17 protein-coding genes are annotated in these 19139 nt (G+C 62.9%); 8 read left to right on the top strand and 9 right to left on the bottom strand.

Features of this window, described 5'->3' with window-relative positions; all coding sequences use genetic code 11:
- Positions 1-57: 57 nt before the first annotated feature.
- Complete coding sequence (locus tag QRM57_RS03580; RefSeq protein WP_284985626.1) at positions 58-1515, top strand: APC family permease; 1458 nt, start codon at positions 58-60, stop codon at positions 1513-1515.
- Positions 1505-3139: an amidohydrolase gene (locus QRM57_RS03575; RefSeq protein WP_284985625.1), complete on the top strand. Its 1635-nt coding sequence runs from the start codon at positions 1505-1507 to the stop codon at positions 3137-3139. The genes QRM57_RS03580 and QRM57_RS03575 overlap by 11 nt, the downstream gene beginning before the upstream one ends.
- Here QRM57_RS03575 and hrpB read toward each other — a convergent pair.
- Positions 3136-5754 carry an ATP-dependent helicase HrpB gene (hrpB, locus tag QRM57_RS03570; RefSeq protein ID WP_284985624.1) on the bottom strand — a complete coding sequence of 873 codons (2619 nt, stop codon included), beginning with the start codon at positions 5752-5754 and terminating at the stop codon, positions 3136-3138. The genes QRM57_RS03575 and hrpB overlap by 4 nt on opposite strands.
- A 105-nt stretch (positions 5755-5859) precedes the next feature.
- The gene (locus tag QRM57_RS03565; protein ID WP_257368187.1) at positions 5860-6903 is read right to left on the bottom strand and encodes an NAD(P)-dependent alcohol dehydrogenase; all 1044 of its coding nucleotides are present in this window, start codon (positions 6901-6903) and stop codon (positions 5860-5862) included.
- Positions 6904-7291: 388 nt separating this feature from the next.
- On the opposite strand from QRM57_RS03565, the gene QRM57_RS03560 reads away from it, so the two are divergent.
- Positions 7292-8380 carry a fatty acid desaturase family protein gene (locus QRM57_RS03560; RefSeq protein ID WP_284985623.1) on the top strand — a complete coding sequence of 363 codons (1089 nt, stop codon included), beginning with the start codon at positions 7292-7294 and terminating at the stop codon, positions 8378-8380.
- 91 nt (positions 8381-8471) lie between these two features.
- Here the strand turns inward: QRM57_RS03560 and QRM57_RS03555 are convergent, their stop codons facing one another.
- Together QRM57_RS03555 and QRM57_RS03550 are read right to left on the bottom strand one after the other, a co-directional pair.
- Complete coding sequence (locus QRM57_RS03555; RefSeq protein WP_284985622.1) at positions 8472-9035, bottom strand: Clp protease N-terminal domain-containing protein; 564 nt, start codon at positions 9033-9035, stop codon at positions 8472-8474.
- 136 nt (positions 9036-9171) lie between these two features.
- A complete protein-coding gene (locus QRM57_RS03550) occupies positions 9172-10107 on the bottom strand; it encodes a 5'-3' exonuclease (RefSeq protein WP_284985621.1) in 936 nt (311 codons plus the stop codon).
- Between the two features lie 191 nt (positions 10108-10298).
- Here QRM57_RS03550 and QRM57_RS03545 point away from each other — a divergent pair, with 191 nt between their 5' ends.
- Both QRM57_RS03545 and QRM57_RS03540 read left to right on the top strand, forming a co-directional pair.
- Entirely contained in the window at positions 10299-12230 is a 1932-nt protein-coding gene (locus QRM57_RS03545; protein ID WP_284985620.1) for an FAD-binding monooxygenase, read from the top strand.
- A gap of 193 nt (positions 12231-12423) precedes the next feature.
- Entirely contained in the window at positions 12424-13716 is a 1293-nt protein-coding gene (locus QRM57_RS03540; RefSeq protein ID WP_284985846.1) for an MFS transporter, read from the top strand.
- On the opposite strand, the gene ribA is transcribed toward QRM57_RS03540, so the two are convergent.
- Positions 13703-15592 (bottom strand): GTP cyclohydrolase II RibA, encoded by a 1890-nt coding sequence (gene ribA / locus QRM57_RS03535; RefSeq protein WP_284985619.1) that lies wholly within the window; start codon positions 15590-15592, stop codon positions 13703-13705. The genes QRM57_RS03540 and ribA overlap by 14 nt on opposite strands.
- A gap of 148 nt (positions 15593-15740) precedes the next feature.
- On the opposite strand from ribA, the gene QRM57_RS03530 reads away from it, so the two are divergent.
- Positions 15741-16001 (top strand): hypothetical protein, encoded by a 261-nt coding sequence (locus tag QRM57_RS03530; protein ID WP_257368438.1) that lies wholly within the window; start codon positions 15741-15743, stop codon positions 15999-16001.
- A gap of 60 nt (positions 16002-16061) precedes the next feature.
- On the opposite strand, the gene QRM57_RS03525 is transcribed toward QRM57_RS03530, so the two are convergent.
- On the bottom strand, positions 16062-16415 hold the full coding sequence (locus tag QRM57_RS03525; protein ID WP_284985618.1) for a TraR/DksA family transcriptional regulator: 354 nt from the start codon (positions 16413-16415) through the stop codon (positions 16062-16064).
- 6 nt (positions 16416-16421) lie between these two features.
- Positions 16422-16904, bottom strand: coding sequence for a pyridoxamine 5'-phosphate oxidase family protein (locus QRM57_RS03520; RefSeq protein WP_284985617.1), 483 nt, complete (start codon positions 16902-16904; stop codon positions 16422-16424).
- Positions 16905-17122: 218 nt separating this feature from the next.
- Between QRM57_RS03520 and QRM57_RS03515 the strand changes: the two genes are divergently transcribed.
- Entirely contained in the window at positions 17123-17515 is a 393-nt protein-coding gene (locus QRM57_RS03515) for a hypothetical protein (RefSeq protein ID WP_284985616.1), read from the top strand.
- 48 nt (positions 17516-17563) lie between these two features.
- Here the strand turns inward: QRM57_RS03515 and QRM57_RS03510 are convergent, their stop codons facing one another.
- Both QRM57_RS03510 and QRM57_RS03505 read right to left on the bottom strand, forming a co-directional pair.
- Positions 17564-18181, bottom strand: a complete 618-nt coding sequence (locus tag QRM57_RS03510; protein ID WP_284985615.1) for a dihydrofolate reductase family protein — start codon at positions 18179-18181, stop codon at positions 17564-17566.
- A gap of 82 nt (positions 18182-18263) precedes the next feature.
- Positions 18264-18659 (bottom strand): hypothetical protein, encoded by a 396-nt coding sequence (locus QRM57_RS03505; RefSeq protein WP_284985614.1) that lies wholly within the window; start codon positions 18657-18659, stop codon positions 18264-18266.
- A 37-nt stretch (positions 18660-18696) separates the two neighbouring features.
- On the opposite strand from QRM57_RS03505, the gene arfB reads away from it, so the two are divergent.
- Positions 18697-19116 carry an alternative ribosome rescue aminoacyl-tRNA hydrolase ArfB gene (gene arfB / locus QRM57_RS03500; protein WP_284985613.1) on the top strand — a complete coding sequence of 140 codons (420 nt, stop codon included), beginning with the start codon at positions 18697-18699 and terminating at the stop codon, positions 19114-19116.
- Positions 19117-19139 lie beyond the last annotated feature (23 nt).

Raw genomic sequence — 19139 nt, 5'->3', positions numbered from 1 at the left:
CTTTAGTCTCCGGAACCTCCAAGAATTCCCCTCCCCACAGAACCCCAGAGGACCCCCATGTCTGACCTCGAAACCCGACCCCCGGCAGCAGATGCCGGGAATGGGCTCAAACGGAATGCCATCGGCACCGGCGGCATCGCCTTCCTGGTGATCTCCGCAGCAGCCCCCCTCACCGTGATGGCCGGAGTGGCACCAGTAGCCCTTGGCGTTGGGGGCATCGGCGCCCCCATGGGGTATGTCATCGCCGGCGCGGTGCTCCTGGTGTTTGCCATCTCCTTTATGGCCATGACCAAACACGTCAAGGCCGCCGGCGGCTTTTACACCTACATCACACTGGCCATGGGCAAGACCGTGGGCCTGGCCTCAGCCATCCTGGCAATCGTTTCCTACAACTGCCTGCAAATCGGCGTCTACGGGCTCTTCGCCGTCCAGACCCAGGCGATGCTCCACACGCTCTTCGGCCTCGACGTTCCCTGGCCGGTAGTGGCCTTGGTTGCGATCGCAGCGGTGTGGTTCCTTGGATACCGCGGCATCGACGTCGGGGCAAAGGTCCTGGGGGTCCTGCTCATCGCCGAAACCGCAATCCTTGCCGTCATGGGGGTTGGAATCCTGGCCCGTGGAGGCGCCCAAGGCATCAGCTTCTCCTCCTTCTCCCCCGAGCATGCGTTCACGCCAGGCGTGCTGGCCATCCTCGCCATCTGCTTCGCAGCTTTCATGGGCTTTGAATCCACGGTGCTGTACCGGCGCGAAGCACGCAATCCTGACAAGTCGGTCCCCCGGGCAACCTACATTGCCGTAGGTTTCATGTCCGTGTTCTACGCGTTCATCGTCTGGACCGTCATCCAGGCATATGGGGACGGAAACGTGGTGGAGGCTGCCGGTGAACTGGCCGATGGCATGTTCTTCGCTACCATCAACCAATACGTGGGGCCCTGGGCCGAAGTCGTCATGTACGTGCTGATCGTGACCAGTGTCTACGCATCCCAGCTTGCCTTCCACAACGCCATCAACCGCTACGTGTACATGCTGGCGAAAGACGGCGTCCTGCCCGCATTCCTTGGCAAGACACACCCCAAATACAAGTCGCCGCATCGTGCAGGTCAGATCCAGACTGTCCTGGCCGCCGTCGTCATTATCATCTGTGCGATCGCCGGGGCCGACCCTTACAAGCAACTCCTGATCTGGGTCAACACACCGGGTATTTTCGGGATTGTCGCACTCCAGGGACTGGTGTCCGTTGCCGCCTTTACCTACCTGCGCCGTAACCCTGCCGCTGTCACGAACCGCCTGATCATCCCCCTGACAGTAGCCTCGGCCATCCTCCTGTTCGGAGTGGTGGCACTGATCGCCATCAACATCGAACTCCTCACCTTCGCCGATGCCCTGACCAATACCATCCTGCTCCTGGTATCACCGCTGGTGTTCCTTGCCGGCCTGCTCATCGCCCGTAGCCTGCGCACCAACCGCCCCGACGTCTTTTCCCGGATTGGAAGCTTTGAAACCCATGACTCCTGACCTCATCATTCTGGCCGACACCGTTCACACACTGGATGACCGGCCACACCATGAGCCCATACAAGCCGTCGCAGTCAGCGGTGGCGTGATTGCCGCCGTCGGAAGCCGCACGGACGCCCAAAGCTGGCGCCAAGCGGGAACCCGGGTGGTGGACCTCGGTACGGCTACGCTGACTCCCGGCCTGGTGGACTGCCACATCCATCCTGTCTTTGGCCTTGACCTCACCATGGGGGTCGACCTGTCCGGTGCGGCGACATTGGCGGACGTGCGCGCTCTGTTGCGATCGGAAGCAGCGAACGACGGCGAGTGGTTGCGTGGCTGGGGCCTGAACCCGAACGCTTTCGGCACCACCCCCATGCACCGCCATGCCTTGGACGATGTCAGCGGCGGGAAGCCAGCCCTTGTACGGCTGTTCGATGGCCATTCGGCGCTGGCCAACAGCCGGGCGCTTGACCGTGCCGGTGTCCATGGGCCGGAGGAATTCAACCAGGCTTCAGAGGTGGTTTGCGACGGCGATGGCACCCCTACCGGGCTCCTGCTGGAAGCCGCGGCCATGGAACTCGTCCAGCGGCACATGCCGCAGGAGTCCTTCGCCGAGCGTAAGGCGCGGCTGGCCGGGTTGCTGAGGGACTTCGCCCGTTCCGGACTGACCGGCGGGCACATCATGGACCACAGTGAGGAATCGACCGCCCTGTTGCAGGCACTGGAAGCAGACGGTGACCTGCCCCTTCGGCTGCGCACGGCCCCGTGGTGCATGCCAGGCAGCGGCGAAGCCCAGTGGAAGGAGATGGCCCGCAGTATCGGAACCGGTGGTCGCCGCTGGTCCATTGAGGCCATCAAGCTCTTCGTCGACGGAACAGTGGACAACGGCACCGCGTGGCTCTACGAACCGGACACCCTTGGCCAATCCACAGCAGCGTTCTGGCCTCGTCCCGAGGACTACACCGCCGCTGTCCGCTACTTCGCCTCCCGGGGAATCCCCACAGCGACCCACGCCATCGGAGACGCGGGCGTGCACCATGTATTGAACGCGTTGGAATCGCTCTCCGAGACTGTTCCTGCCGATGTCCTGCGCCGGACGGTGCACCGGATCGAGCACATCGAATCCGTACCGGACCAACTGGTGGAACGCTTCAGGGACTCGGGAGTGGTGGCCAGCATGCAACCAACCCATTGCACGCACTATTCGCTCGCGGACCACAGCGACAACTGGTCTATCCGCCTGGGCCCCGAACGTGCGGACAGGGCATGGCGGTGCAGGGACCTTCGTGATGCCGGAGTGACCCTGGGCATCGGCTCGGACTGGCCCATCGCCCCCTACGAGCCGCTTCCCACCATCGCCGATGCGCAGCTGCGCCGGCGATCCGGACATCCCGAGCAGCAGCCCATCGCCCCGGCCCAGGCCCTCACCGCGCTCCAGGCCCTGGAGGGATACACCTCGCACGCGGCCAAGGCCGCAGGGTTGTGGGATGTATCGGGCTCCATCACCGTGGGCAAGCGCGCAGACTTCACAGCCTTCGAGCTCGATCCCCTGACCACCGGGCCTGACGAGTTCGCCGCCAGCAGCGTTGTGGGAACCTTCGTGGATGGCGAGATGCAGTTCATGGTGGAGCGGTTGGGCTAGCCGGCCTGCATCCGGTTCTTGGTTTTGGCCGTGGCCGGCGCCGTCCACGGGTCTTCGGGCCAGGGATGCTTGGGGTAGCGCCCACGCATCTCGGCCCGGACCTGCGCGTACGGCCCGGACCAGAACGAGGTGAGGTCGTCCGTGACAGCCAACGGGCGTCCGGCCGGTGATAACAAATGGAAGAGCACCGGAACGCGGCCATCGACCAGGTGCGGCGTACGGTCCCAGCCAAAGCATTCCTGGAGCTTGACCGCCACAACCGGCCTGCCGCCGTCGTCGTCCACGTCCGGATAATCGATCCGCACCCGCGAACCGCTCGGCACCTCAAGGCGCTCCGGCACCAGGCTGTCCAGCCTGGCCGCTTCCGGCCAAGGCAACAGGCGCCGCAAGGGTTCCACGAGGTTGATGGAGCCGGCAGGCGTGCCGGAGGCGATGGTCTCCAGCTCCGGGCCGAACCATTCGTCCAGGCGGGCGAGCAGGCCATCCTCACTGACGTCCGGCCACGGATCACCGAGCTCGCGCCTCAGTAAAGCGAGCCGCCTGCGCAGGGCATCGGCCGGTGCAGACCACCCCATCATCGAAAGCCCGGTGTTCTTCAGCGCCTCCGTCACGGCGTGCCGACCGGCTTCCACGCTGGGCCTGACCGGCGTGGAGGACAAGACGATGGCGCCCAGGCGACGTTCCAGCTTGGCGGTGACGCGCCCTTGGCCAAACTTTGCCTGCACCGTCTGGAGAAGGAGGTGGGGGGCTGCGGCTTCTGCAAGTTCTGCCGACAGTGGTGCTGCCGATCGGATCACCGCACCGGTACCCGCAGCGTCACGGCCATGGGCCCGGGACACTTCGGCGACAGCAAGCCACTCATGGGCCGTCAACGGGCTACCAGCCGGGAGACCGGCACGCGTTCCGGAGGAGAGCAGGTACGTGATGCTTCCATCGCCGGGAACGCGCCGGGCGATCCGATCCGGGAACGCCAACGCCACCACAAATCCGGGCGCTTCCCTCGCCGTGACGCCCTTGCTTCCTTGGGAAGGTTCGACGGCGGCCGCCTCCCGCCGCGCCATCGACTCCATCCGCCGCGTGTCCTCCGCGAATCGCCGGGCGCCGGGGTGTGAAGCCGTGCGCAGCGATGAGAGCAATGCAGTGAGATCGGCTCCGGGAGCCCGCTGGTCCCCCGCCACCAAGGCCACCGTTTCAGCGGCCGAACGTGGGCCGGCAACGCTGGATCCTTCCAGCAAGGCGCGTGCAAGCCGCGGATCGGCCGGGATCCGGGCCAGGGTTTTGCCCAAACTGGTGGCGGTTCCGTCGTCCGCCACCGCTCCCAATTCCCGGAGCACCTCCACGGCATCCCTCATGGCGATGGCCGGAGGTGCATCGGGAAGCGATAAGCCCTCGCCGCCAGGCGCGCCCCAGCAAGCCAGGACCAATGCCGCTCCTGTCAGGTCCGCGACGGTAATCTCCGGGGTCTGGTGAGCGGGGGCAGCGGAAAACGCCTGCTGGTCATAACAACGCACTACCGTGCCCGGACCCTGCCGCGCAGCCCGGCCGGCGCGCTGCTCCGCCGAGGCGCGGGAACAAGAGACCGTCACCAGACCGGACATGCCCCGCCCCGAGTCGCGGCGCGGTTCCCGGGAGAGCCCCGAGTCGATGACCAGGCGAACCCCCGGAACGGTGAGCGAGGATTCCGCCAGGGACGTGGAGACAATGATCCGGGGCGCGCCTCCGGGTTCCCGGCCTGATACAGCGCGGTCCTGGGACTCCGGTCCGATCTGGCCGTGCAGCTCCAGCACCTCGATTTCGTCGGCCACCTGCCCCCGCAGGCGGGCAGCGACGTCGGACACCTCCCGGGCGCCCGGAAGGAACACCAAGGCATCCACCCCGGGATTGGTGTCCAGGGCAGCAGCGTGGGTGGTCGCCGCGGTGAAGGCAACGTGGTCGAGGAAGCTCCGGGTTATACCCCGCTCATCCAGCCGCCGGTCCCGGGAAGGCACCCACCGGACCTCCAACGGATGCAGCGCGGACGGGCAATCAACCACCGGAGCAGGACCGGCGCCGTCGAGCCCGGATTTACCCAGGAGCGCCGCAAAACGAGGCGCGTCGACGGTCGCCGACATCGCCACCAATGACAGGTCATCCCGGAGTTCGCGGACCTCAGCGAGCATGCCGAGAAGAAGGTCCGTTTCCAGCCCGCGCTCGTGGACCTCGTCCAGGACGACCGCATGGACGCCGTCAAGCCCCGGATCAACCAACAGCCTACGGAGAAGAATGCCGGGCGTGACGAACTCCACCACGGTGTCGTTACTGATTTTGCTTTCACCCCGGACGGTGTAGCCGACCCTGCCACCAAGCCGCGAACCGTCCAGGCTGGCAAGCCGGCGGGCGGCGGACCGGGCAGCGACGCGCCGCGGTTGGGTGACGACGACGCGAGGCTGGCCGGGGTGCCGTTCGGACACAAGATTGGACAGCAGCGGAGGCACCAACGTGGTTTTACCTGTTCCTGGCGGTGCCTGCACGACTGCGGTGCCGGCGTCGCCCTGGTTGGTGAGGGCCGAGGCGAGGTTGTCGAGGGAATCGGCGAAGACCAGTCCCCTGCCAATGGTGTCCAGTCCGAATGTCACCAGACCATTGTCCCTGTTGGGGGCGCGGGAAAGGCCACGCTTCCGGGAGGAGGCGTGGCCTTTCGTGTTTTTGGTGGCGCCGTGTTGACGGTGTCGCCGGGGGTCCTAGCCGATGGTGGAGGTGTCTATGACGAAGCGGTAGCGCACGTCGGAGGCCAGGACTCGCTCGTACGCCTCGTTGATCTGGCTCGCGGGAATGACCTCGATTTCGGCGCCAAGGCTGTGCTCGGCGCAGAAGTTCAGCATTTCCTGGGTCTCCGGGATGCCGCCGATCATGGAACCGGCGAACCGTCGACGGCCGCCGATAAGGGCGAAGGCGTTCACCGGCAGCGGTTCAGCCGGCGCTCCAACGTTGACCAACGTTCCATCGAGGGTCAACAGCTGCAGGTAGGAGCTGATGTCGATGGAAGCGCTGACAGTGTTGATGATGAGGTCGAAGGTGCCTGCAAGCGCCTCGAAGGTGGCGGGGTCGCTGGTGGCGTAGTAGTGGTCCGCGCCGAGCTTGAGGCCGTCTTCCATCTTTTTCAACGACTGCGACAGGACGGTCACCTCGGCACCCATCGCGTGGGCGATTTTGACGCCCATGTGGCCCAATCCGCCCAAGCCGACAATGGCGACCTTCTTGCCGGGACCCGCACCCCAGTGGTGCAGCGGGGAGAAGGTGGTGATGCCTGCGCACAACAGCGGTGCGGCAACATCGAGGTCCAGACCTTCCGGAATGGTGACAACAAAGTCTTCGTTCACTACGACGTTGGTTGAGTAGCCACCTTGGGTGATGGTGCCGTCGCGGTCCACTGCGCCATAGGTGCCCACGTTGCCCTTGAGGCAGTACTGCTCTTCGCCGGCCAGGCAGTTCTTGCACTCCTTGCAGGAATTGACCATGCAGCCGACGCCGACGCGGTCGCCCACCTTATGCTTGGTGACCTCGGAGCCGACTTCGGTGACGATACCGGCGATCTCATGACCCGGGACCAGCGGGTACTGCTGGGGGCCCCAGTCACCGCGGACGGTGTGGATGTCCGAGTGGCAGATTCCGGCGAACTTGATGTCGATATGGACGTCGTTCGGGCCAACCTCACGGCGTTCGATGGTGGTCAGGGTCAGGTCGCCCGTGGCCGAGGGTGAAGCAAATGCGGAAGCGGTAGGCATGTTTCTCCTGCGTGTCTGTCTTAAGTGGATGTTTCCATCTAACACTCTTTGCCTGAAAGGAAGGGAGGCACTGCTGATAGGGGTATTGGCAGTGACTCCCTGAGCCGACCAAAAGTCTTACCGTTGAACCATAGACAACCGGACCGAGACACGCGACTTCCTCTCCACCCGGCGGGCAAAGATCACTCCGGAGTATTTCGCCATCTCACTCAATCTCCTGTGTCGTGGAAAGTCGTCTCGACTTTCTCGTCCATAGGTCGAGTGGGTCGAGGAAATTTCGACATCCTGCCTCGAGATTTTTCGCGGGCTTTGTTCGGGGTTGGGGCGTACTCTGAAGAGACGGTGGAAAACGATGTGTTCAGTCCACCGGTAATTGGCTAGAGGCACCGTGGCACCAGAAGTTTCGTCCGAGAAGTACCGTCCGGAGCGAGGTGCCACCGCCCGGGCGGTCAACTCGTACTCCGCACTCCTCAGGTCCGTCCGCGATGCAGGCCTGCTTCAGCGCCGCAGAGGGTTCTACATCACCATCTTCATCGTCCTGATGATCGCATGGGCCGGAACGTGGAGCGGTTTCCTCCTGCTCCGGGATACGTGGTTCCAGCTCCTCATCGCAGCGTTCATGGGCGTGGTACTTACCCAGTTTGCTTTCCTGGCGCACGAAGCCGCTCACCGGCAGGTGTTCAAGTCCAAAGGAATGAACGAGTGGTCCGCTCGACTGATCGGCACAGGACTTGTCGGTATCAGTTACTCCATGTGGGCGCAGAAGCACACAAGGCACCATAACTTTCCCAATGTCATCGATAAGGATCCGGACATCCACACTGGAGCCATTGCGTTCCACCCCGGGGCGGCAAGCGGCCGGCATGGAGTCATGGTGCATGTCACCCACAAACAAGGCTGGCTGCTGTTTCCCCTTTTGTTTTTCCTAGGTGTCAGCTTGCACATTGATTCGTTGAAATACCTGTTGCGTCAAGGGAAAGTGGACCACCGATGGGTGGAGATCCCCGTCATCGTGCTGCGGTTGCTGATTGTACCGTTCTTGGTCTTTTCGCTCCTGCCGTTAGGGATGGCATGTGCTTTCCTTGGCGTACAACTGGGTGTTTTCGGTTTCTACATGGGCGCTTCCTTTGCGCCGAATCACAAAGGAATGCCCATACTCCCACCGACCAGCAGGGCCGACTTCCTGAACCGCCAGGTCCTCACGGCACGCAACATCACCGGCGGCCTGTTGATGGACACCCTGATGGGCGGATTAAACCGCCAAATCGAACATCACCTTTTCCCCGACATGCCGCGGCCCTACCTCCAGCGGGCTTCTGGGATCGTCAGGGGGTGTTGCGATGATCTGGGCATTCCCTACACGGAGACCAGTTTGATTGCTTCCTATGTGATCGTTGTGAAGTATCTGGACGGTGTAGGCCTGTTTGCCGGGGAACCTTTTGAGTGTCCCGTTGCAGAGCAGTTCAGGCCGCATTAGGTGTCTCCCCGAAACATGACGCGAAGGATCCCCCAAGCCGAAGCCTGAGGGATCCTTTTCAGTTGGCTTCCAGCCAGGGAGGGGCGGGCACCTAACGCTCGCCGCCGCCTCCGATGACCCCGGCTTCGACAGCCTTGGTCACGGCGTCAGCTTCGGCCTGCGTGAGCTTTCCGTCTGAAACGGCTTTGTCGAGCCTGGTCTTCAGTGCAGCTGCGCGCTCTGCCTGGCCGGCAGTGCGGATCTCCTCCAGCGCGCTGGTCACCTTGGCCTCGTCAACACCCAATGCCGTGGCCAGGGACTTGGCCAGTGCGGCCTCTTGCGCCGTCCGGTCCGGCTTGGTGCCTTCCGATCCTTCAGCAGGTGGCGTGGCGGGCTTGTTGGCCTCGCGGAAAGCCTTGAGGGCTTCGGTGACCTTGGCTTCATCAACACCCAGCTTGGTTGCGAGCTGGGAGGCGATCTTGCCCCCGTCGCGTCCATGGCCGTGGCCTCCGGGCTTGCCCGCGTGATCAGCTGGGGCTGTGCCCGCATCCGTGGAGGATGTGGCACTCGGCGACGGGGTAGTGGCTGCTGTCGCCATCCCTGTCACTCCCATCCCCGCGCCAAGGGCCAGGGCTCCCGCCGCGATTCCGAGTGTGATTTTCTTGGTTTTCGACATATACCTCTCCTCAATGGACCGTGTTGCCTCGGTCCGTGCCTGAGGGACGGTCAGGTGTGCCGTCCTCTTAACACGATGGAGGTGCTACCCCAGTCCGCGCTGTTGTGAACCTGTAATTCCGCTGTGAATTCGAGGTTCAGCCGAGCTTGTCCAACGCATCCAGGAGCCTCTTCACAGCGCCACCCAGGTTCCACTCGGTAGCGAGCCGCTCAAGTTCAGCGCGTGCATCCCCTGTTACTGGCCGCAGTTCGGCGCCGGCTTGTTCGAGCGTAGGAACCTCCAGGTCCCGGACAACATTGACGACGGCGGGCGCAACCTTAAGGTAGTCCGCCGCCGCTGAAAGTTTGGCCCGCACCGTAGCCGACAGTCCGCCGTCGGGCGTCTCGGCAGCCTCCAGCAGGCCAGCCAACGAACCGTGCTCGCCCAACAAGGACGCTGCGGTTTTTTCACCGATTCCGGCCACGCCGGGCAGCCCGTCGGAAGCGTCACCCCGCAGGGTCGCGAAGTCGGCGTACTGCTGGGGCAGCACCCGGTACTTGCCCACAACAACGACGTCGGTCATCACCTCAAGGTTCTTCATGCCGCGGGCGGTGTAAATGACCCTGACGCCGCGGGCGTCGTCGACGAGTTGAAACAGGTCGCGGTCGCCGGTGACCACATCGGTGGGGAACTGTGCGTGACTGGCGTACGTGCCAACGACGTCGTCGGCTTCGTGATCATCCGCGCCAACGACCGCAATGCCGGCGAGCTCCAGCACTCGCTGGATCATGGGGATCTGTGCCTCCAACGGGTCGGGAACCACTTCGACGTCGGGACCGTCCGGGACGAGCTCCGCGACACGGTGCGATTTGTAGCTGGGAATCAGCCCCACCCGCCATTTGGGTCGCCAGTCGTTATCCCAACATGCCACCAAGTGGGTTGCTTCATAGTCGGTGATGAGACGGGCAATCATGTCCATCAGGCCCCGTACCGCATTGACCGGTGTTCCGTCTGCGCGACGGATCGAATCCGGCACCCCATAGAAGGCGCGGAAGTACAACGAGGCAGTGTCCAGAAGCATCAGTCGAGGCATACCTGATCCTCACATGCCCAACCACTATTCCGAAGGAACTGGGGTGCAACCGGGGTCAAATCCGAAAGGACTTGAACGCGTGTGTGACCCGCATTACGATTGTCTGAGCGATAATCGAACAAGCTGTTCTATTATCGAACAAAGTCTGAACACTCATGAAGCACCAGCCCACGAAGAAGTGAGGAAAGCCCGTGCAGTTCCACCACCACGGTTACGTATCCGGTGACCCCCGAGTCGAGCCGGCAGCCGGCGTTGGTCTTGATCGACCAACCGGGCTTCCCGACGAAGTTGACGTGCTGATTGTTGGCACCGGCCCCGCTGGCATGCTCACCGCGGCACAACTGTCCCAGTTCCCGGGTGTCACTACGCGCATCATTGAGAGGCGCCCGGGTCGGCTTGCGATAGGCCAAGCCGACGGCATCCAGGCACGCAGCGTGGAGACCTTCCAGGCGTTTGGTTTCGCTGAGCGGATCATTGCCGAGGCGTACCGGATCACCGAGATGGCGTTCTGGAAGCCGGACCCGGCGGACTACTCGCGCATCGTCCGTGCTGCCCGCGCGGTGGATGACCCCGCGGGGATCAGCGAGTTCCCGCACCTGATCGTCAACCAGGCCCGGGTGCTGGACTATTTCGCGGAATTCATGGCCAACTCCCCCACCCGAATGGTTCCCGACTACGGTTACGAGTTCCTTGGCCTCAATGTCACAGGCGAAGGCGACTACCCAGTCACTGTGACGCTCGGCCACACTTCCGGTCCGAACGAAGGCCAGCAACGGCTGATCCGCGCCAAGTACGTCGTGGGCGCCGACGGCGCCCGCAGCAAGGTCCGCGAATCCATCGGCTGCCATCTTGCAGGCGATCAGGCCAACCATGCATGGGGCGTCATGGACGTTCTCGCCGTCACGGACTTCCCCGACATCCGCACCAAGTGCGCCATCCAGTCCGGCTCGGGCGGCAGTATCCTCCTGATCCCCCGCGAGGGCGGACACCTGTTCCGCATGTACGTGGACTTGGGTGAGGTCGCTGCAGATGACCACGGCGCGGTCCGCAAGACCACCATTGAGCAGATCATCGCCAAGGCCAACGACATCCTGCACCCCTACACGCTGGATGTCCGCAATGTTGCGTGGCACAGCGTCTACGAAGTCGGTCACCGGCTCACGGACAGGTTCGACGACGTCCTGCCGGAAGAGCGCGGCACGCGCACACCACGGGTGTTCATCACCGGAGATGCTTGCCACACCCACTCCGCCAAGGCCGGGCAAGGCATGAACGTCTCCATGCAGGACGGCTTCAACATTGGCTGGAAACTCGGCCACGTCCTCGAAGGCCGGTCCCCGGAGTCCCTGCTGGACACCTACTCCGCCGAACGGCAGGTAGTAGCGAAGAACCTGATCGACTTCGATAAGGAATGGTCCACCCTCATGGCTAAGAAGCCCGAGGAATTCAAGGACCCTACGGAGCTGGAAACGTTCTACACGAGCACCGCGGAGTTCCCGGCCGGGTTCATGACACAGTACGCGCCCTCCATGCTCGTTGCCGAGGCAAAGCACCAGGAACTCGCCACCGGCTTCCCGGTGGGCAAGCGTTTCAAATCAGCACCGGTGGAGCGTGTCTGTGACACCAACCCGATGCACCTTGGACACCACGCAAAAGCCGACGGACGCTGGCGGATCTACGTCTTCGCCGACGCCGCACCTGCAGGATCCGCCGGCCCGCTCGCGGACGTGGCCGAGTGGCTCGAAACCGCACCCGACTCCCCGCTGGCCGCTACGCCGTCGAGCCTTGACCGCGACGCCTGGTTCGACGTCAAGGTGATCTACCAGCAAGACCACACCGGAGTGGACATCAACGCCGTCCCGGCGGTCTTCAAACCCACTGTGGGACCGTTTGAGCTCACGTACCTTGAGAAGGTCTTCGGAACCGACCCGGCAAACGACATCTTCGAACAGCGCGGCCTCAGCCGCGACGGCGTCGTCGTGGTGGTCCGCCCCGACCAATACGTTGCCAACATCCTGCCACTGACCGCAACGGCCGAACTCGGCGAGTTCTTCAGGCCCTTGCTTTCGGCGCACCAGACGGTAAGTGCCGCTGCAGATGGCCTGGTGAGCAACCAAGCTTAACGATGTACCGCCAATTGCCGGGGAACCCACGCAGGGTTCCCCGGCATTTGCCGCTTAACGCCCCGAAGATCTACATTCCCCTAACGCAAACCCCTAGTGGCACATCAAACCTCCCCCGGATCTGGCAAACAGGAGCGATCAGCGCGAGAATGGGCGTGTGGTCCTTCCCCGCCTTGGCGGAAGCGGCGACACCATGAATCCCGCCGCACGAACGATCCAACGTGTGTACCTCACACTGACGCTGGGTAATACCGTGGCGGCGTCCTTCATCTGGGGTATCAACACCCTGTTCCTGCTTGATGCGGGCCTCAGCAACCTGGAAGCCTTCGCCGCGAATGCCTTCTTCACGGCGGGCATGGTCCTCTTCGAGGTCCCCACCGGGGTGGTCGCCGACGGTTGGGGCCGCCGCGTATCGTTCCTGCTCGGCACCGTGACCCTGGCCGTGTCCACCTACCTGTATTACGTGCTCTGGCAGCTCTCAGCCCCGTTTTGGATGTGGGCCGTAGTTTCGGTCCTGCTGGGCCTTGGCTTCACGTTCTTTTCCGGAGCCGTCGAAGCGTGGCTCGTGGACGCACTGCGATTCTCCGGTTACGAAGGCGGGCTCGAATCCGTGCTTGGCCGCGGGCAAATGGTCCAGGGCCTCGCAATGCTGTTTGGGTCCGTCGCGGGCGGCGTGATTGCCCAAGCCACCAACCTGGGCGTGCCTTTCCTTTTGCGCGTGGGGGTGCTGCTTGCCATGTTTGCAGTGGCCTTCGGTCTCATGCACGACGTCGGTTTCTCGCCTGAGCGTTCAACCAGCCCTATGCGGGCTGTCCGTACCGTACTGACGGCCTCGATAGACAACGGCCTGAAAAACCGGCCCGTTCGGTACATGATGCTGGCCGCTCCCTTTAGCGCCGGCGTCGGAATTTACGTCTTTTACGCTCTGCAGCCGTACCTTCTCAATCTTTTTGGGGACCCGAAAGCCTATTCCATCGCGGGCCTGGCCGCCGCGATTGTCGCAGGCTCGCAGATTCTGGGCGGCTGGCTGGCCCCGCACGCCCGGGGACTGTTCCACAAACGCACGTCAGTGATGATCCTCGCCAGCCTGGCGGGTGCCGTGATTCTCCTCGTGCTGGGGTCCACGCGCGTGTTCTGGGTAGCCCTGGTGCTGCTGGCGTTGTGGGCCGTGGTGGGTTCTGCGGCTACTCCGGTCCGACAGGCGTATGTGAATGACATGATCCCGTCGAAACAGCGGGCCACCGTCCTCAGTTTCGATTCGCTGATGGGTTCCAGCGGCGGAGTGGTGATCCAACCACTCCTGGGCCGCGGCGCGGACCTTTACGGTTATCCGGCTTCATTGGCCATGGCCGGCGTTATCGAGCTTATTGCGGTGCCCTTCCTGCTGGCGAGCAGGAAGCAAGGGGCTGCGGCGGACCGGGCCAGCACCTTGGCTGCGGAACCAACCCCGGAGGGCCCAGCGCCTGAAACGCCTAGAACGACCTGACGGTGAACCCCAGGCCCAGCAGTCCCCGGCCTGCTTGCTCAACAATGGGGTCGAAGCTGAGCGTGGGATGGTTCAGCAGGACATTCACGTCCCTTTGGATGCGCTGCAAGGGATGTGACAAGCGGTGGGCACTGCCGCCCGAACCCGCGACGATGAGCCTGACAGCGCTCTCCGACGCCTGGCCGCTGAGGGCAAGCGATAGCCGGTACCGCGACCGCTCAGTATCTGTGGGCTCCGTGTCGGACCGTCCGATCACCGCAGCCAGGATTTGGATGGCCTCCTCCCAATGCATCCTCGCGGTGGCAACCTGTCCGAAGGCCTCGGAGAAACGTGCTTGGGCCAGGACGGAGTCCGCTTGGCGCAGCTCCGTGGTGTTCTTGACCTTCCGCACCAGCAATTGCTCTTGAAACAGTTCCAGGGCATGCTCTGCGGCACCCAAAGCGGTGGACGGTGCCACCAGGTTCAACAGCGTCGCCATCGGGATGTGAAGTGTGGGGTCGGGGTGGACCAAGCTTCCCGGGTTGTCCGAAGCGACCAGGGTGGCCCATTCCAAAACCCGGTGGTCAGGAACGAAGAGCTGGTCCGCGCGCAGGTCATTGCTGCCTGTCCCCCGCAGCCCTGCAGTATGCCAGGCATCGATTAATTCGAGCGCCGCGACGGGGACCAGCGCTTGGAGCCGGACACCGTCGCAGTCAACAGCCAGGAGCGCCCATTCCGAATGCATGACTCCGGAAGCAAAACTCCAGTGGCCGGAGATGCTGTAGCCACCGGCAACCTTTATGGCGGCACCAACCGGGGCACCCGTCGCTGCCGCCAGGGGAACGCCGCCAAAGGCAAAGACTTCGTCCTGGACTTCCTTGGGCCAGCGGGCCAGCATCCACACATGTTCCATCAGGTGCCCGGCGGTCCATGCAGTTGATGCGCAACCACGGGCAAGCTGCCTGACCACCCGGGCATAGTCCTCAACGCCAAACCCGTAACCTCCAACGCCCTTGGGCGCGAGGAGGCGGAAAACGCCCGCCTCATGAAGGTCATTCACGGTAGTTTCGGGCAAACGACGGAGTTCTTCGGTTTCGGATGCGCGTGCCCTGAGGTGCGGGACCAGGGCTCCTGCCCGGGAGATCAAAGTTCCCGGGCTTGGCGGTTCCGTGTGGAATCCCGGGCTCCGGACCTCCGGGACAGGCTCAGGCACCAAGGCAGGCTCAGGCAATTCCAGCACATGTCCTGTCCGGTCGCGTTTGGCTGCCAGGTACGCCAGGTTGGCTTCGGACACATGGACGCCGGTGGGCACTCGTTCGCTGATGTCGATTCCCAGTGCGGAGAGCTGTGCTGCCTTGTCAGGATTATTGCTGAGGAGCCGGATTCGACTGGCACCAATGGCCTGGAGCATCTGGACTCCGGCGGAGTAGTCACGTTCGTCTTCGTCATGGCCAAGAGCCAGATTGGCTTCGTAGGTATCCAGGCCGTTGTCCTGGAGCGCGTAAGCATCCAGTTTGGAATACAGGCCAATGCCCCGGCCCTCCTGTCGAAGGTACAGCAGGAAACCTCCGACGGCGGCAATCTCCTCCACCGCTTCACGCAGCTGTGGACCACAGTCGCAGCGCTCGCTGCCAAAGACGTCACCTGTCATGCATTCGCTGTGAAGGCGCACCAGAGGAGCAACACCTGTTTCGCTATCCGGGGCCAGCAGGGATTGCTCCCATGAGCCGAGGGCCAGAAGCAAATGCTCCTTGCCGTCAGCCAGGCCGTGGAACGTGAAGACTTCCGCCGGCGTCCGGAATCCGTCAGGAAACTGAAGCGGCACGGTGACGTTGCTGCGAACGGTCGCCCTGGGCAGCGATGCAGCGGGTGGAGCGATGTCCAGGCAGGCGGTCATGTGGGGTCCTTCAGGGTTTGACTGGAAGGCAAAGCTTGAACCTTCAAGTTAACCGTACAACTTATTGGTTGAACCTGCAACTAAAATGTCGACGGTAGAGTCCCGTGCGGGAAGATATGGGAAACCTCTTCTGAAAGCGTGGCCGACTTTGATTTCACTACAGCAGGATCCCCAAGGTTTCATCCGCATGAAGCGCCACTTCCCAAACGGCATCAACGTACAGATCACCTTCACCGATGGCACGCAGGAGATCCTCAGCGGCCGGCAACTCAACGAGGCCTACGACCAAGCCCTGGCGGACTACCGGGCGGGTAATCACCTCGATGCCAAGGGCTTCTCCCGTGGACCGCAAAAGAAAGTTCACCAGGGCATCGAGTACGTTCCGGTCAAGCCGGGGATGGGGACCTAGCGGACGCGGAGCCTGAACCCCGAGCAGCCAAGGAAGCGAAACGGCCACTCTTCGAAAGAGCTATGCCCTGCCGGAGGCATGCTTAACGCAGAACGGCGTCCATGGCCGGGCCTCCAGCCGGCCCTCTGGTATTACCGCACCACACACGGCGCACAATCCATAGCTCCCTGCGGCAATGCGCTCAAGAGCGGCGTCAATCTGGGCCAGTCCACGCTTGCTCTGCTGCAGTAGCGCAGAGGCCTGGGAAAGTTCAAAAGCGATGGTGCTGCCCTCGGGGTCATGCTCGTCATCAACATTCGAGTCCTGCCGTGCGCGGTTCACCGATGTGATGTCGCTGCTCAGCGCCGAGAGAAGTTCGAGCTTCTGCTGCTTCTCGTCCTCCAGGAGGCGCCGAAACCGCCCCGAATCAACCACGTCGGTTCACAGGTCAACCGTACCGCTCTCGCCGACGCTCATCCGCGAGTGGGTGACCTTGGACTTCACCCACTGCAGCACGGTCGCAGCCGTGCCACCAGGGCTGGTCCAGTACTCGGCAGACTCAGAGTCGACACGCAACAGGCAGACCTCCGGGGTCTCAGGGCCGTCCGGGAACCACGCTTCAACTGTTTGGTTCCACATGTCGCGGATTATCTGCCGGTCAGTGACCACCTCGGCGTTTCCGGCAACAGATACCCACTCCGTGTTCTTTCCGAAGGACACGTTGACCCGTGGATCATTTCGGACATGCGCTACCTGTGACGTACCGAGTCCCGTGAAGAACCACATGTCGCCGTCGTCCTTGACATCCTGGACCGCCAGCGGACGGCTAACCAAAGCACCTTGTTCATTGACTGTGGTCACCATGCCAATCTTGGCACCGTTGATGATGTCCGTGACTTTGCTGATGTCGCGCTCTTCTGCCATGTTCGCCTCAACTCTCTTCGTTCGGGGACGCCCCCACGCCCAGCCTATTAGTAAGTTTGCTTATTGACCACCGGTGGTGGCCGACAACGGCAGCAACGGGAATCAAGAAGGGCTCCTGTCCGTTTACTTTTCATGATGGTGTGACGTGGCAATGACCACGGGCGCCTGGGCCTGAGTGAACGGGCTTGAGCGACGACAGGAAGTGTGGGGAACTGGCCATGACGTTAAACGAAACCATCGCCCATGTTGAGGCAGCGCACCTCATGGTCCGAGACGACAAAGAGTGGGACGGGCTATCAAAGGGTCTATTGGACGCCTACAACATTCAGGACGAGGACCTTATTGAGCAGCTAAGGCCACCGTTCCTGCAGTCATGGCGGACCGTCACCACCTACGTCCTGCGCGACGCCTTCGATGCCACTGGGATTACCGTGGCGGATCCCAACCATCCGTGGGGTATTGCGACGCTCATGGCAAACGGGAGCAGCAGCGAGCCCATATTGTGGCGGGAGGCCAAGGACGGCGGGGCGGGCTTTGAACTACTGACCTTCTCCGAAGCCATGGCCCACTATGCCGACTGCTTGAAGAGTTTGCTCCCCGAACAGCCCTAGTCCCGGCTGTCCACCAGGACCCTGCGGATCCTGTTCCTGTGCGGTGCCTCACACTCGACCAGCCCGTGGGCCGTCGATGAGGGTAGGAACGTACTCGAGCATTTGCAGCCCGCCTTCAAACCTCCTGCTTCCCACCATGTCAAGGGAGACATCCGGATAGCCGTCGTAAATCCGCTCCCGTCCCGTCCGGCCTGTGATGACGGGGAAAATGACCAGTCGATACCTGTCAACCAGGCCTGCAGCCAGCAAGGAACGGCTAAGACTGAGGCTGCCCAGGGTCATCAACTTCCTGGTTCCGGATTCCTTCATCCTTCGCACGGTCTCCACCGCGTCACCGCTGACCAGCTCCGAGTTGGGCCACGCCAAGGGCTCCTGCAGGGTGGATGAGAAGATGACTTTGCGCATGGCGGCCAACCCGGTGAGGGCGGCGTCTTCTTGTTCGGAGAAGCCTGAGTCTTGGCCCGCGGCCTGTACGGACATACCTGACATGACCCTGTAGGTATTTGCCCCCATCAGAGTGGTGAACTCCTTTTTGCCTTCTTCCTCCAGCCACGCCAGGTACTCCGGGCTCTCCAGCCCCCACCATCCCGGCCACCCCTCGGCTGAAGCGTAACCGTCCAAGGAAATAATCAAGTCCACTGTCAGCGTGGCGGACGATTCGCTCATCTGGATCTCCTGGTTTTGGCCGCACGGACCTGCCGTTCGCAAATGCTAGCTCCGCACCGATCGGGCGTTCAAGGGCCAGCGGCTAGATGATCACCAGGAGAAGTCCACCGACAGTACTCAGGAAACCAATGCCAGTAAGGACCCAGCCAAGAATCAGCACGGTGTTGTCGTACTTGGGCGGCTGAAGGGAGCATCTGGAGGGGTGGCAGATATCGTAGTGGACCACCACTGACCGTGATGTGAGGCTGCCATCTTTTGCGGCGACGTCCAGGAGGACTTTCTGTTCCTCATTGCGTTGGTCCACCCAGTGGAGTCCCAGGTATCCCCCGGCGGTGAACTGTTCGCCGTCGGCCGCCGCCCAGGGGCAGCGGCGCCTCGCAACAACCCACGCGATGACCAGCAGAGGCACGCCGGGGACAAACCCCACCCACGTCATCACCTCAAGAATGGGGCCGAGGAAATCCAGGGAACCGGCCATGACAAGATCCTAGCGTGGGGCGTGCAACGCTTAATCCATGGACTTGGACATCCGGCGCTCGCTGAAAATCCCCGCCGCTGAACTCAGCTGGCGGTTTTCGCGGTCCTCGGGCCCGGGCGGGCAGCACGTCAATACCACCGACACCCGCGCCGAAGTGATGTGGAACGTCGAGGAGTCCCTTGCCCTCACTGATGAGCAACGCCAACTCCTGCTCCAGCGGCTTGGTCGCAGGCTCGTCTCCGGCGTCATCACCGTGACGGCGTCCGAAGAGCGGTCCCAGCTTCGCAACAGAGAGCTCGCCCTTGCCAAACTGGCCGGCCTCATTGAGACGGCCCTCGTTCCCGAGTCCGTCCGTCGGCCTTCCAAACCAACCCGCGGTTCCGCACGACGCCACAGGGCTGCCAAGGAACAACGGTCGGCAACCAAGCAACAACGACGTCGGCCTGCCGCCGATTAGCGGCGCCCCCTTTTGGCCGTCGA

The sequence above is a fragment of the Arthrobacter sp. fls2-241-R2A-172 genome (assembly GCF_030208885.1).
In the GTDB taxonomy this organism is placed as follows: domain Bacteria; phylum Actinomycetota; class Actinomycetes; order Actinomycetales; family Micrococcaceae; genus Arthrobacter.
Note: the sequence above shows the minus strand (reverse complement) of the source record. Positions and strands in the feature narration are given on the sequence as shown.

Excerpts from the sequence above, each read along its gene's own strand:
- QRM57_RS03505 (WP_284985614.1), bottom strand. The coding sequence starts at position 18,659 with ATGGCCGGTTCCCTGGATTTCCTCGGCCCCATTCTTGAGGTGATGACG.
- QRM57_RS03515 (WP_284985616.1), top strand. The coding sequence starts at position 17,123 with ATGACGTTAAACGAAACCATCGCCCATGTTGAGGCAGCGCACCTCATG.
- QRM57_RS03555 (WP_284985622.1), bottom strand. The coding sequence starts at position 9,035 with ATGTCGAAAACCAAGAAAATCACACTCGGAATCGCGGCGGGAGCCCTG.
- QRM57_RS03575 (WP_284985625.1), top strand. The coding sequence starts at position 1,505 with ATGACTCCTGACCTCATCATTCTGGCCGACACCGTTCACACACTGGAT.
- arfB (WP_284985613.1), top strand. The coding sequence starts at position 18,697 with ATGGACTTGGACATCCGGCGCTCGCTGAAAATCCCCGCCGCTGAACTC.
- QRM57_RS03565 (WP_257368187.1), bottom strand. The coding sequence starts at position 6,903 with ATGCCTACCGCTTCCGCATTTGCTTCACCCTCGGCCACGGGCGACCTG.
- ribA (WP_284985619.1), bottom strand. The coding sequence starts at position 15,592 with ATGACCGCCTGCCTGGACATCGCTCCACCCGCTGCATCGCTGCCCAGG.
- QRM57_RS03580 (WP_284985626.1), top strand. The coding sequence starts at position 58 with ATGTCTGACCTCGAAACCCGACCCCCGGCAGCAGATGCCGGGAATGGG.
- QRM57_RS03520 (WP_284985617.1), bottom strand. The coding sequence starts at position 16,904 with ATGGCAGAAGAGCGCGACATCAGCAAAGTCACGGACATCATCAACGGT.
- QRM57_RS03550 (WP_284985621.1), bottom strand. The coding sequence starts at position 10,107 with ATGCCTCGACTGATGCTTCTGGACACTGCCTCGTTGTACTTCCGCGCC.
- QRM57_RS03540 (WP_284985846.1), top strand. The coding sequence starts at position 12,424 with ATGAATCCCGCCGCACGAACGATCCAACGTGTGTACCTCACACTGACG.
- QRM57_RS03510 (WP_284985615.1), bottom strand. The coding sequence starts at position 18,181 with ATGAGCGAATCGTCCGCCACGCTGACAGTGGACTTGATTATTTCCTTG.